The organism is Micromonospora sp. CA-263727 (assembly GCF_050942455.1).
Classification (GTDB): domain Bacteria; phylum Actinomycetota; class Actinomycetes; order Mycobacteriales; family Micromonosporaceae; genus Micromonospora.
In genome coordinates, this window is sequence record NZ_CP192031.1 from 4,203,059 (window position 1) to 4,215,687 (window position 12,629).

Annotated in this window: 12 protein-coding genes; 3 read left to right on the plus strand and 9 right to left on the minus strand. The window is 71.0% G+C overall.

What is annotated here, in order from left to right; translation table 11 throughout:
• The first annotated feature begins 6 nt into the window (after window positions 1-6).
• A complete protein-coding gene (locus ACQPYA_RS18375) occupies window positions 7-927 on the plus strand; it encodes a TrmB family transcriptional regulator (RefSeq protein WP_433528316.1) in 921 nt (306 codons plus the stop codon).
• Between the two features lie 59 nt (window positions 928-986).
• Here ACQPYA_RS18375 and ACQPYA_RS18380 read toward each other — a convergent pair whose 3' ends face one another.
• Window positions 987-1,463, minus strand: a complete 477-nt coding sequence (locus tag ACQPYA_RS18380; protein WP_433528317.1) for a cellulose binding domain-containing protein — start codon at window positions 1,461-1,463, stop codon at window positions 987-989.
• Between ACQPYA_RS18380 and ACQPYA_RS18385 the strand changes: the two genes are divergently transcribed.
• Complete coding sequence (locus tag ACQPYA_RS18385) at window positions 1,449-3,539, plus strand: AAA family ATPase (protein WP_433528318.1); 2,091 nt, start codon at window positions 1,449-1,451, stop codon at window positions 3,537-3,539. The genes ACQPYA_RS18380 and ACQPYA_RS18385 overlap by 15 nt on opposite strands.
• 42 nt (window positions 3,540-3,581) lie before the next feature.
• Here the strand turns inward: ACQPYA_RS18385 and ACQPYA_RS18390 are convergent, their stop codons facing one another.
• Both ACQPYA_RS18390 and ACQPYA_RS18395 read right to left on the minus strand, forming a co-directional pair.
• Window positions 3,582-5,177: a hypothetical protein gene (locus ACQPYA_RS18390; protein WP_433528319.1), complete on the minus strand. Its 1,596-nt coding sequence runs from the start codon at window positions 5,175-5,177 to the stop codon at window positions 3,582-3,584.
• A gap of 119 nt (window positions 5,178-5,296) precedes the next feature.
• Complete coding sequence (locus ACQPYA_RS18395; RefSeq protein WP_433528320.1) at window positions 5,297-5,698, minus strand: hypothetical protein; 402 nt, start codon at window positions 5,696-5,698, stop codon at window positions 5,297-5,299.
• A 169-nt stretch (window positions 5,699-5,867) separates the two neighbouring features.
• Between ACQPYA_RS18395 and ACQPYA_RS18400 the strand changes: the two genes are divergently transcribed.
• Window positions 5,868-6,536 (plus strand): hypothetical protein, encoded by a 669-nt coding sequence (locus ACQPYA_RS18400; protein ID WP_433528321.1) that lies wholly within the window; start codon window positions 5,868-5,870, stop codon window positions 6,534-6,536.
• 29 nt (window positions 6,537-6,565) lie between these two features.
• Here ACQPYA_RS18400 and ACQPYA_RS18405 read toward each other — a convergent pair whose 3' ends face one another.
• From ACQPYA_RS18405 to ACQPYA_RS18430, 6 genes are all read right to left on the minus strand, one after another.
• A complete protein-coding gene (locus ACQPYA_RS18405; protein ID WP_433528322.1) occupies window positions 6,566-7,576 on the minus strand; it encodes a Gfo/Idh/MocA family protein in 1,011 nt (336 codons plus the stop codon).
• Window positions 7,573-8,760 carry a Gfo/Idh/MocA family protein gene (locus ACQPYA_RS18410; RefSeq protein ID WP_433528323.1) on the minus strand — a complete coding sequence of 396 codons (1,188 nt, stop codon included), beginning with the start codon at window positions 8,758-8,760 and terminating at the stop codon, window positions 7,573-7,575. Before ACQPYA_RS18410 ends, ACQPYA_RS18405 begins: the two co-directional genes overlap by 4 nt.
• A complete protein-coding gene (locus ACQPYA_RS18415; RefSeq protein WP_433528324.1) occupies window positions 8,757-9,650 on the minus strand; it encodes a TIM barrel protein in 894 nt (297 codons plus the stop codon). Before ACQPYA_RS18415 ends, ACQPYA_RS18410 begins: the two co-directional genes overlap by 4 nt.
• A gap of 11 nt (window positions 9,651-9,661) precedes the next feature.
• Window positions 9,662-10,498 (minus strand): ATP-binding cassette domain-containing protein, encoded by an 837-nt coding sequence (locus tag ACQPYA_RS18420; RefSeq protein WP_433528325.1) that lies wholly within the window; start codon window positions 10,496-10,498, stop codon window positions 9,662-9,664.
• Between the two features lie 5 nt (window positions 10,499-10,503).
• Entirely contained in the window at window positions 10,504-11,550 is a 1,047-nt protein-coding gene (locus ACQPYA_RS18425; RefSeq protein ID WP_433528326.1) for an ABC transporter permease, read from the minus strand.
• Between the two features lie 63 nt (window positions 11,551-11,613).
• Window positions 11,614-12,612 carry a sugar ABC transporter substrate-binding protein gene (locus ACQPYA_RS18430; protein WP_433528327.1) on the minus strand — a complete coding sequence of 333 codons (999 nt, stop codon included), beginning with the start codon at window positions 12,610-12,612 and terminating at the stop codon, window positions 11,614-11,616.
• Window positions 12,613-12,629: the final 17 nt, after the last annotated feature.

The following is a 12,629-nucleotide window of genomic DNA, read 5'->3' on the forward strand; positions in this document are numbered from 1 at the left end:
GGCCGGGTGCTGACCGGAATCGACATGCCGCCCGGCGCCGAGGCCGTCTACCTCGTCCTGCTCGACCGTCGGACCGCCGCCCTCGACGAGTTGAGTGCCGCCGTCGGGCTGGCGCTGGCGGAGACGTCGGCGATGCTCGGGTGGCTACGGGAGCACCGCCTCGTGCTGCGGTCGAACGGCACCGGCGACGAGTGGGCCGCCGCCGACCCTGGTCAGGCGCTGCGCGCCCTGCTCCGGGCCCGTGAGGACGAGCTGCACGGCCTGCGCACTGCCCTGCCCGACCTCCGGGAACGATACGTGCGGTCGCGGCGGGGCGAGGGCACCGGGCAGGTGCTGGAGCATCTGTCGACCTGGGAGGTGATCGGCAACCGATATCACGAACTGCTACAGGGTGCCCGCCGGGAGGTGACGCTCTGGGATCACGCGCCCTATGTCACCGGGCCGCCCGCACCGGCCGAGCAATCCGTCCTGGACCGGGGTGTGCGGTTCCGGATCCTCTGTGATCCGGCTGACCTGCCGCCCGACTACGCGAGCGATCGGGGTGTGCAGGTACGGGTGCAACCTGAGCTGCCGTTCCGGGGTGCCGTCGTGGACCGTTCGACAGCTTTGATCATGCTGGATCGGGAGTCGCCCAACGAGCGAGGCCTGCTGGTGCGGGCGTCGCCGTTGCTGGACGCGCTGGCCCTGCTCCATGAGATCAGCTGGAGCCGGGCCGTCCCGATGGCCGGACGCCACGAAAGCCTCACCGGACCGGAACTGAAGGTGATGACGCTGATGGCGGCCGGTTTCAAGGACGAGGCCATGGCCCGCCACCTGGACGTGACGACCCGTACGGTCAGACGCCGGGTTCAGGCGGTGCTGACCGCGTTGAACGCCCGGAGCCGCTTCGAGGCCGGCGTCGAAGCGGCCCGCCGTGGCCTGGTGTGAGAGCAGAAGTAGCGGCGTCCGCCGAGAGGACGGGCAGCGGAGACGGTCGGGTTGCCGGGTCAGGGGCTAATGCAGGTGACCGTCTGTGTCGATGGGGATCCACCGGCGAGGAATCCGAACGTCGCCGTCGCGCTTGCATCCAGGGAGCCGATCCAGCTCACGTTGCGTACAGTCGCGGCGGAGCCGCTGACCACCAGCGTGCCGTTCCAGAGCTGGCTGATCGTCTGACCGCTCGCCAACGTCCAGCGTGCCGTCCAGCCGTTGATCGGAGCACCAGGTGGGGCCGAGCCGCCCCGGTCGCCAATCAGGCCGGCGGCGTTGCGGTCAGGTGTGGTCAGGTCGCGTAAGGTGAAGTTCAATTGCGACAGGCGGGTGGAAACCTGTCGAGGCGGGACCGATCGGGAGTGGGCGTGCACGGTGCCGACGAGGCCAGCAGTCGCGACGCCGACGCGGGCGGGCAGCCGCCCAGACCACTCCCGGTGTCGAACGCGTTCTCTGGCTCCGGTGCCGCAGGCGCGGTGGTGCAGGTCGGCCATCAGGTCGGCGACGTGATCGTGTCGTTGCCGCCGGTCGCGGCTGAGGTGGTGCGGGTGCCCCGGCAGGTGCCGGCGGCGGACCGGTACTTCGTCAACCGGGTCCGGGAACTGGGCCGGCTGGCCGATCTCGGGCTGCCCGTTGACACCGGCACCACGCCGGTGCGGATCTCGGTGCTCAGTGGACTACCGGGGGTGGGCAAGACAGCGTTGGCGCGGCAGGTCGCGGAGCGGGTGGGCGCCCGGTTCCCGGGTGGCGAGTTGTTCGTCGACTACGCGGCGCTGCGGTCGGCGGTGGGTGGCGAGGCGGCAGTGGCCGAGGCGCTGGCCGGGTGTCTGCGTGACCTCGGCGTGGACGGCAGCCGCCTTCCGGCGGGGGCTGCGGAGCGGGTGAATCTGTTCCGGACCTGCACGGCGGAGCGGCCGGTGCTGCTGGTCCTCGACGACGTGACCGAGCCCCGGCAGGTCCGGACGCTGCTGCCGAAGGCACCGGGCAGCGCCGTCGTGGCGACGAGCGCGCACCGGGTCGGTGAGCTGCAACTGGACGGCGCGGAGCTGCTGATGGTCGATCCTTTGGATGAGACGAGCGCCCGGGAGGTGCTGGTCGCGGTCTGCGGCGCGGATCGGCTCGGCGGCGACGCCGCTCTGGTGGACGAGCTGGTCGAGATGTGCGCCGGTCTGCCGATCGCGCTGCGGGTCGCGGCGGCACGTCTGGTGGTCGAGCCGACGTTGGGCGTGCCGGAGTTCGTCGCGGAGCTGCGCGACGGGCTGGACGCGCTGTCGCTGGACGGTCGGGCGGGTGTGTCGATGGTCTTCACCGCCGCCTATCAGGCACTGCCGCAGGACGCGACACGGTTGTACCGACTCGTCGGCCTGGCACCGGGTCTGGAGTTCGACGCAACGGTGGCCGCCGCGCTGCTCGACGTGCCCGTGCCACGGGCGCGCACGGCGGTGGCTGCGCTGCGGGCGGCGAACCTCGTCGAGGAGTTGCCACACGGCCGGTGCCGGTTCTTTGGCCTGGTCGCGCGGCACGCCGGGGAGCGGGGCCGGGCGGACGAGACGCCGGAGGCCGCGAGGGCGGCGCTGCGGGCGCTGGCCACTTTCTACCTGGTGCGGGCCGCGTTCGCCGACCGGGCCGTGATGGGTACGCGTTTCCGCCTCGCCGACCACGGCCGGCTCCTCGCCACGACGGTCGACCCGTTCGCCGCCGACGCGGCAACAGCGCAGGAGTGGTTCTCCCGCGAGCGCACCAACCTGATGGCGGTGCTGCGGCTGTGCGCGGAGCGGGGCTGGCCGGAGTGGGTGTGGCAGTTGGCCGAGTCGTCGGCCGCCCTGCACCTCAACGAACGACGTCCGGGTGAGCTGGTCGACGTCTGCAGACTCGGCGCGCTGGCCGCGCAACACCTGGGCCGGATCGACGTCGAGGCGCGGATGCGGACGATGGCCTCCCGAGGGCTGCTGGACCTCGGTCAACTGGACCGGGCCCGGGACGAGTTGGTCCTGGCGCTGGCGCTGGCGGAACGCAGCGGCAATCCGGTGTTGCTGGCCTCGGCGTGGGAATTCTGGGGCCGCTACCTGGACCGGACCGATCCGCCGCGGGCCATCGCCGCCTACCAGCGGTCGATCGAGGCGAACCAGCAGATCGGTGGCGCGGACGGCCGGCGGGGCGCGGCTCTGGCGACCTACTTCCTCGGCTGCTCGCTCGACGCCACCGGCCAGCACGAGCAGGCGCTTACGCCGCTGACAACGGCGCTCAACGAGCTGCGTGCGATAGGCGACGTGCGGATGTCGGCGCGGGCGCTGGCGAGCCTCGGCGCCACCTACGCGCATCTCGGCCGCGACCTACAGGCGGCCGGGGCGCTGACCGACGCGGTCCAGACACTCGCCGCCCGAGGAGCGACCCACTACGAGGCGCAGGCGCTGGAGACGCTGGCCGCCGTCGCGGAGCGGCTCGGCGATCGGGAAACCGCCCAACGGTCGCTCACCCGGGCCGCGCAGATCCTGGTAGCAACCCACGACCCGCGCGCGGCGGAGCTACGCGCCAGGCTCACCCGTCAGGCCGATCCGGCGGACCCGTGAACAGCCCCGTTCCGGTCCCACGGGGAGTTGGTCGAGTCGCCTTCAGACCGGATGTACGCGCAGCAGGAAGGATCGCTCGTCGCCGCCAACGCGAACCGTGACCGCGCCGTCGCGGAGCCTCCCGATACGAAGCAGGGTATAGATGGCCGTTGCCGGCACCATCGGATCATGCGACTCGACCGATGTCGCGGTGATCCGGCGGTTGTCGTCGAGGACGGCGACGCAGGTGTGGCCGGAGGAGGCGGCGGTGAGCCGTACGCCCGGGTTGCTGCTCAACTCGGCCGTGGCCCAGGCCGTGGCGGTCGCCTCGTCGCAGGTGTCCCGGCGCACGATGACCGAGGCGTTCTCCACCGAGCGTAGATCCGGCTCGTCGTCGTAGACCGCACGGTGCCGTAGCAGCCGCTCCGTCTCCTCCTCCGGGTACGGCGCGACCGCCGCCGGATACCGCCGCAGCACCACCACTGCGGCGTCCAGCTGGCTGTAGACGACGAACGAGGCGACCGGCGCATGTTCCGGGACCGGAACCGGCCACGCGCGTACCGGCGGCGGGCCGGGAAGGGGCGGCAGCCTCAACCGCTCGTACAGCAGGTCCCGTAGCGTTGCGCCGGCCTGCCCGACCAACGTGAACGCCTCCCCGGCCAGGCCGGCGAGACGGCCCGGCCGGTGGCCGGCCATCGCCTCGTCGAGCTGCTGTCTCACCGGCAGTCCCGGATCGAACCGGCTGGCGAGACGCCGCAGGTCGGCCATTGCCGTTCCCGGAGCCACCTCGTCTCCGAAGGTCGCCAGCAGCAGTGGCGTATCCAGGGCGGCGGCGTAGAAGGCCACCGAGCCGTGGTCGCCCACCACCACGTCCGCAGCGATCACCGTCGCCTGCCACCCGGCCGTCGGCGGCACCACCATCAGCCCGGCCTCCCGCTCCCGGGCAAGCCACGTCCGGACCTGCCACGGGCCGTGCCCGAACCAGACGTTCGGATGCAGGACCATCGCCACCTGGTACTGGTCGGCCGGAAGCGCCGCGAGGAGCTGCGCCGGCAGGTCCCGCCACCGCCCCCACAACGACTGCCCGCGCCAGGTGGAGGTCAACACCACCAACCGACGACCCTCCTCGATCCCCAGGCTCCGCCGGTACCGATCCCGCCACCGCCTGCTCGCCATCAAGCGGTCGTACGTGAGGTCACCGGCCACCACGGCCTGCGCCGCGGCCAGCGGCGACACCTGCTTCAACTGCGCGACCTGCGCCGGATGTGACACCACCAGCACGACGTCGCCCCGCGCCGCCACCCGATCCGGGACCACCCCCGAGACGCGGAGACCGCCGTCTCGGCCGGGAACCAGCTTGTGGAACCCCACCCCGTGGGGAACCACCACCATCGGCGCCATCACCCCGGCAAGCGCCACGTTCTCGCTCGCCGTGACCACCAGGCTGGCACCGACCGTCGCCGCCCGGTCCCACGAGACGATCTTCGCCCCCGTCGACACGAGCAACTCGTGTACGCCATCGCGGAACACCGAACCCGGATCCACCGCGAAGACGACCTGAACCCGAACGTCGTCGCGGAACAGCTCCAGGACCTCGAGCAGACGGACCGTCGACGTGACCGTCCGACCCACCGCCAACACCGTCCGGACGCTCGACACCGTCGCCCACCGCTGGGCGTCTGCCCCCACCGGTACCCCGACATCCGACTCACCCGACACGGCGGCCTACCACCGGCGGGGAGTTCGATCCATAGTGGGCTGCCGGACGGGCCGCAGCGCTACCGACCTGTGGACTCTCTCGGCGCCGCGGGCGGGGTGCCGAAGGTCACCGGACCGTTGATGGTGTGGGCCTGGACGAGACCGCCGGTGATCTCCGCCTGTTCTCCGATCACGTTCAGGACGTCGGCGTGCTGGTGTGGCAGGGATGCGGCGTCGCGGGCCCACTCACTGAGCCACTCGGCAAACCCGGCATCGTGCTCGGCGAGGCGAACCACCTCGCCCATGACCGACTCGACGTGCCCGGCGTCGCCGGTTGCCACCGCACTCTCGATCGCCGCCGCGTCGCGTCCGAACCGTCTACGGACTGCGCTGAGCAACGAGTTCCATGCCTGCTTGCCGGCCTCACCTGCCGCCCCACTGGCCAGGGGAACCACCGTCGCCGCCAAGACGGTAGCCGTCACCGGATCCATGGCTCTCCCTCGTCGACGCACTCTGGTCTGGTCCACGGTAACGACCGGCGTCCCTCCACCGCCATCCGCCCACCTTGTCCCGCTCATGGCCTTGCCAGCCCGAGCCCGGCAGGCCGGTTGCGAAGTCTATTAATCTAATATCGTGCCCGCTCACCCTCCAGTGAAGCCACGCAGATCCGTCCGCGGCCTGTTTGGCCAAGGAGCTGCGCCGTTTTGGACTGCTTTGGCGGGTATCTGCGCGGTCATCTCGTTGATCGCGGGCGGATGGGGTTACTTCGCCAGTCGAGCTTCCGACGGCGCGCGGCCAGGCCCGACCGCCAGCGGCCCGCCGCTGGACGCATCGGCCACGGCCACGACCACGACCACGGCCACCGACGTCGCCACGACCACGCCGTCGGCCGGCCCTCTGCTCTTCACGAGCATCGAGCCCGCGACCGCCCAGTTGGGTCGGGGGCTGTTCGGATCCGACTCGTGGTCGACCGACTCGGTGTCGGTGGAAACCGTCACCTATGACGAAGCTATCGTCGCCGTTATGATCGACTGTGGGTCGTTCGACCCACGCACCGTCGACTACGTTCTCGGCCGCAAGTATCGTCGCTTGACCGGCAGAGTCATGCTGGCCGACGACTCGCCGCTCACGAAGCCGTTGCCCATGGCAATCGTGCTGGACGAAAAGAAAAAGTGGAGCAGGGACATCACCACCTCGCCCCTGAAACTCGACGTCAATCTCGACGGTGTCAACCGGCTCCGATTTGAGATCAGGACACCGGGCGGTCTGTGCTGGGGAGAGTACAGCAAGCTGGCGTTCCTGAACCTGGTAGCAAGGTGAGCCGTTCCGCGCGACGAGGACGGCCGGAATCAGCGCTTGTACAGGTCGGGCTGGTCGGCGAGCGACACCTCCTGGCGGGTCCCGGTCTCCAGCGCGGCGACGCAGACCTGCGCGATGGCCGTCGCGGCGTAGCCGTCCCAGGCGTCCGCCCCGCCGAGGGTCGGCTTCTTGTGCAGGCCGTCGACCCAGTCCTGCAACTCGCGCCGGTACGCCTCGGCGAAGCGCGGCCGCCAGTCCCCCGGCAACGCGCGCCCGGCCACCCCGGCGCGGCGCAGTTCGGTCGCGGGCGGTGTGTCGAGCGCCACGCTGCCCTCCTCGCCGACGAGTTCGCACCGGACGTCGTAGCCGTAGCCGGCGTTGACGAACACCTCGATGTCGGCCAGGGCGCCGCTCGCCGTCTCCAGGACGAGGAGCTGCGGATCCTGCGTGCCGCCCGCGATGCGCGCCGGCCGGGGGCGGTGCACCGTCGCGGCGACGATCTCCTCGTGCAGCAGCCAGCGCGTCACGTCGATGTCGTGTACCGCCGAGTTGGTGATGATGTTGGCGCTCGGCTGGCCGGCCTGCGCTGACCGGTTGCGGTGGACACAGTGCAGCAGCAGCGCCGCGCCGATCTCGCCGGACTCCAGGACCGTCTTCATGGCCACGTAGCCCGGATCGTAGCGGCGCATGAACCCGACGGTGACGAGCTTGGCGCCGTACGCCGCCTCGGCGTCGAGGATCCGCAGGCAGCCCTCGGCCGTCGGGGCGAGCGGCTTCTCGCACAGCACCGGCTTGCCGGCGGCGATGCCGGCCAGGACGAACGCCTCGTGCGTCGGGTCCGACGAGGCGACCACGACGGCGTCCACCTCCTCGTCGCCGATCAGCTCGAACGGATCGGCCAGCGCACGCGCCCACCCGACGGACTCGGCGACCGCCGCCGCCCGCTGCCGGTCGAGGTCGAAGACGGCGGTCAGCGCGGCGCCGGAGACCGCGCCGGAGAGCAGCCGCGCATGGTCGGCGCCCATCACGCCGGTGCCGATGATGCCCACCCGTACGGTCATCTCGCCACTCCGACCCATCCGCCGGTACGCACCGACTCGGTGATCGCGTCGAGCGCCTGCGCGCTGCGTACCGCGTCGTCGATCGTGACGCCGTGCGCCGTGCCCTCGGCGATCGAGCGGAGGAAGCGCGCCGCCTCGATCACCTTCAGGTCGTCGTAACCCATGGCGATGCCGGCGCCGGGCTGGAACGCCGCGAAGTCGCCGTCGCCCGGCCCCACGTAGGCGGTGTCGACGCTCTGGTTCTGGTAGGCCGCACCCGCATCGCCCACGCTGACCGCCAGCTCACCCATCCGGCGGAAGTCCCACGACACCAGACCCTTCGTACCGTGGATCTCGAAGCCGTAGTTGTTCTGGTCCCCCACGCTCACCCGGCTGGCCTCCAGCACGCCGCGCGCACCATTGGCGAAGCGCAGCAGGCAGCTGACGTAGTCCTCGTTCTCCACCGCGCCCAGTTCGCCGCCGACGGCGAGATCGAAGTGGCTGCCGGCACCGGTCGGCTGCGGGCGTTGCGGGATGACCACGGCGGTCTCCCCGATCAGCGCGTCGATCTCGCCCAGCAGGTAGCGGGCCAGATCGACGCCGTGGGAGGCCAGGTCGCCGAGCACGCCGTTGCCGCCGCGTCCGCGCTCGAACCGCCACGACAGCGCGCCCTGCGGATGGGCGGCGTAGTCGCTGAACAGGCGGAACCGGGCGTGGGTGATGGCGCCCAGCCCGCCGCGTTGGATGAGTGCCCGCGCGGCGGTCACGGCGGGCGCGTTGCGGTAGTTGAAGCCCACCGTGCACTGCACGCCGGCCCCGGCCACGGCGGCGGCGACCGCCTGCGCGTCCGCGGCGGTCAGTCCGACCGGCTTCTCGATCCAGAGGTGCTTGCCGGCCTCGGCCACCGCGACGCCGATCTCGCGGTGCAGGAAGTTCGGCGCGGTCACGCTGACCGCCTGCACGTCGGGGTCGTCCAGCAGGTCCCGCCAGTCCGTGGTGAAGCGACGGAAGTGGTACTGCCGCGCCGCCGCCTCTGCCCGGCCCGGCTCCGGATCGGCGACCGCGACCAGCGCCGGTTCCACCGGCAGCTCGGGATAGTGGTGCCGCACCCGCAGGTGGGACGTGGTGTGCACGCGGCCCATCCAGCCGACACCGATCACGCCGATGCCGAGCCGGCGCGCGGCCGGTCCGTCCGGCGCGCTCACCGCGCCACCTCGGCCCGCGCCAGCGTGGACAGGAAGTCGATGCTGCGCCGGACGTCGTGGATCGGGCCGCCGCCCGGCCCTGGCGGCCCGTGCAGCGCCGCGTCCTGTTCGAGGACGTACCAGCCCCGGTAGCCGGCGGTTTCCAGCGCCCGCACGATCGCCGCGATGTCGAGGTCGCCGCCGCCGAGCGGGGTGTAGAGCCCGGCCCGTACCGCCTCGATGTAGCTGGTGTCCCCGGCCGCGACGACGGCCGCGACGGAGGTGCGGACGTCCTTGAGGTGGACGTGGGCGATCCGGTTCGCCGCCAGCCCCACCAGTTCGAGGGGATCCATGCCGCCGATGAGCAGGTGGCCGGTGTCCAGGCAGAGCAGCACGTCGCTGGAGTCGAGCAGCCGCAGGACCGCGGCCCGGTCCTCGATGGCCGTCCCGACATGCGGGTGCAGCGTCGGGGTCAGGCCGTGCTCGGCGGCGATCCGTTGCAGCCGGCCCAGGGTGGCCAGCAGGGCGGTCCAGTCGTCGTCGCCGAGCGGCACCTTGTGGTCGTAGCTGCCGTCGGCCGACCGCGCGGCGAGCACGACCACCTCCGCGCCGGCCGCGGCCAGGGTCTGGATCGCCTCGGTCGCCTCGGCGATGTCGGCTGCCGTGCTGACGTGCATCGGCACCGGCAGGAAGCCGCCGATGAGCCGCAGTCCCCGGCGTTCCAGCCGCGCCCGCACGTCGGCCGGGTCGGTGCCCAGGTAGCCGGTGGGGCCGAGCTCGGTGGCCCGCAGCCCCAGCTCGCGCATCTCACGCAGGACGAGATCCGCGGGTAGTTCGTGGCCCCAGCCCGGCGCCTCGCAGACGCCCCACGAGATCGGCGCTCCCCCGGTGCGCTCCGCGATGGTGGTCATGTGCCCTCTCCTCACTGGAAGCTCTGGCTCTCTTCGCGGAGGTGCCGCCCGACGTCCGCGGCGTCGCCGCCGCGTTCCAGCTCGTGGGCGAGTTGCTCCAGTTCCGCGCCGCCGGCCATGAGCCGGGTCAGTTCGGCCAGGGGAATCTCGGACTTGGCGAAGTCGCCGAGGCTCCGGCCGCGGTTGAGCAGCAGGAACCGGTCGCCGACCGGATAGGCGTGGTGCGGGTTGTGGGTGATGAAGATGACCCCGAGACCGCGGTCGCGGGCCTGCACGATGTACCGCAGCACGACCCCGGCCTGTTTGACGCCGAGCGCGGAGGTCGGCTCGTCGAGGATCAGCAACCGCGCGCCGAAGTGGACCGCGCGGGCGATGGCCACCGACTGCCGCTCACCGCCGGAGAGCGTCCCCACCGGCTGGTCGGGGTCGCGGATGTCGATGCCCATGTCGAGCAGTTCCCGGCGGGTGATCCGCTTGGCCTCCTTCCGGTCGAAGCGGCGGAACGGCCCCCAACCCTTCGTCGGCTCCGAGCCGAGGAAGAAGTTCCGCCAGATCGCCATCAGCGGCACCATCGCCAGGTCCTGGTAGACGGTGGCGATACCGGCGTCCAGCGCGGCCCGGGGCGTACCGAGCGTGACGGGCTTGCCGTCGATGAGCAGCTCGCCGTGGTCGGGCTGGTGCACGCCGGAGAGAATCTTGATGAACGTCGACTTGCCCGCGCCGTTGTCGCCCAGCACGCAGGTGACCTGCCCGGCCCGCACGGTGGTCGAGATGTCGGAGAGCGAGATGACGTTGCCGAAGGTCTTGCCGATGTTGCGGATCTCCAGCAGTGGGGCGGAATCTGCCATGGCCGCTACCTCCTCGATTGGGCGAAGCGCCCGACGAACTGATTGGCGAGTACGGCGAGCAGCAGCATCGCGCCGAGGAAGAACTTGAACCAGTCGGCGTCCCAACCGGCGTAGACGATGCCCTGTGAGGTCATGCCGAAGATCAGTGCGCCGAGCGACGCGCCGACCGCGGAGCCGTACCCGCCGGTGAGCAGGCACCCGCCGATCACCGCGGCGACGATGAAGATGAGCTCCTGACCGAAGCCGGCCTGGGCCTGGATCGAGGTGAGCCGGACGATCTGCGTGTTGCCCACGAACCACGCGGCCAGCGACGTGATCATGAACAGGGTCACCGTGGTGCGCATGACCGGCACGCCCACGTTGGTGCTCGCGTTCTTCTCACCGCCGACGGCGAAGATCCAGTTGCCGAACCGGGTACGGAGCAACAGGTACGATCCGGCGATCGTGGCGACGATCCACCACACGATGGCGATCTGGAACTCGGTGCCACCGACGTTGATCGTGCTGGCCATGATCGCGTGGAGGATCGGGTACCCGGCCACCTGGTCGAAGTTGTTCACCTGCACCGTGTTGGTCACGATCTTCGTGACACCGAGGTTGAGCCCCTGCAACATGAGGAACGTGCCGAGCGTGACGATGAAGCTGGGCAGTCCCGTGCGCACCACGAGATAGCCGTTGGCGAGACCGATCGCGAGCACCAGGGCCAGCGATGCCAGCAGCGCCATCCACGTGTTGAGGCCGTAGTAGGTGGTGAGCAGCCCGGTCGTGATGCCGGCGGTACCGATCTGCACGCCCGCCGACAGGTCGAAGTGCCCGCCGATCATGAGCAGCGCGACCGCGACGGCCATGATGCCGAGCGTGGACGCGGGGTCCAGCCAGTTCGCGACACCTGGCAGCGAGCGGAAGACGTCGGAGAGCGATGAGAAGAAGACGAAGATGATCAGCGCGCCGACCAGCGAACCGAGCTCGGGCTTGACGAGCAGCCGGCGCAACAGGCCGACCCGGGCCACCCGCTCGTCCGCCGCGGCGACCTCGGCGATTGTTCCGGCCATTGGGGGGTGCCTCCAAGCGAGGTGGACGGTGCGGGGAGGGCTGGCAGTCCCTCCCGGCATCGGTCAGCGGGTGCCCGCCGCCGCGAGCTTCTCGATCTGGGCCGCGTTGTCCTTGGTGACGAGCGTCGGGCCGGTCAGCACCGTCTGGCCGCCGCCGAGGACGTTGAGATTCGACTTGTACAGCGTGAGCATCTGCACGGCGAGATAGCCCTGCAGGAACGGTTGCTGGTCGACGGCGAAGAGAATCGTGCCGCTCTGCACCGCCTTCGCCACGTCCGCGTTGAGGTCGAACGTCGCCAGCTTCGCCGACGAGCCGGCCTCACCGATCGCGTTCGCGGCGACCACCGCCACCTGCCCACCGAGGGTGACCACGCCGTCGATCGACGTGTCGGTCTGCAACTTGGCCTTGATCGTGGCCTGTGCGGCCGGCAGGTTGTTGTTGTCGATCTGGAGGTTCGTCGTCGTGCCGCCCAGCGCTTCCTTGACCGCCGCGCAGCGCTGTTCTAGCCCGACGTTGCCGGCCTCGTGGATGACGCAGATGACGTTCTTCGCGCCGGCGGTCTTGAGCTGCGCGCCGACCGCGGCACCGGCGACCGACTCGTCCTGGCCGATGTGGCTCAACGCGCCGAACGCCTTGGAGTCGGCGGCGCCGGAGTTGATGGTGATGACCGGGATGCCCGCCGCCACGGCCTTCTGGATCGAGGCCTTCAGCGCGCCCGGGTTGGCCATCGACACGACCAGCCCGTCCACCTTCTGGTTCACCGCGGCGTCGATGAGCTGCGCCTGCTTCGCCGGGTCGCCGTCGCTGTCGTAGGTGACGTCGTCGCCCAGGTCTCCGCCGGCCTTCTCCACGCCGGCCTTCACGATGCTCCAGAACGCGTCGCCGGTCGCGCCGTGCGTGACCACGGCGATCTTGTGCCCGTACTTGCCGGCGCCACCGGGAGCGCCCGCGCTGCTGGTGTCGGTCTGCCGGTTCACGGCGTTGTCGTTGCTGCACGCGCCGAGGGCGAGGGCGGGGGCGAGAAGGGCGGCAACCACCCATGCCCGTCGTCTGCTGATCACGTTGTTCTCTCCCTGAC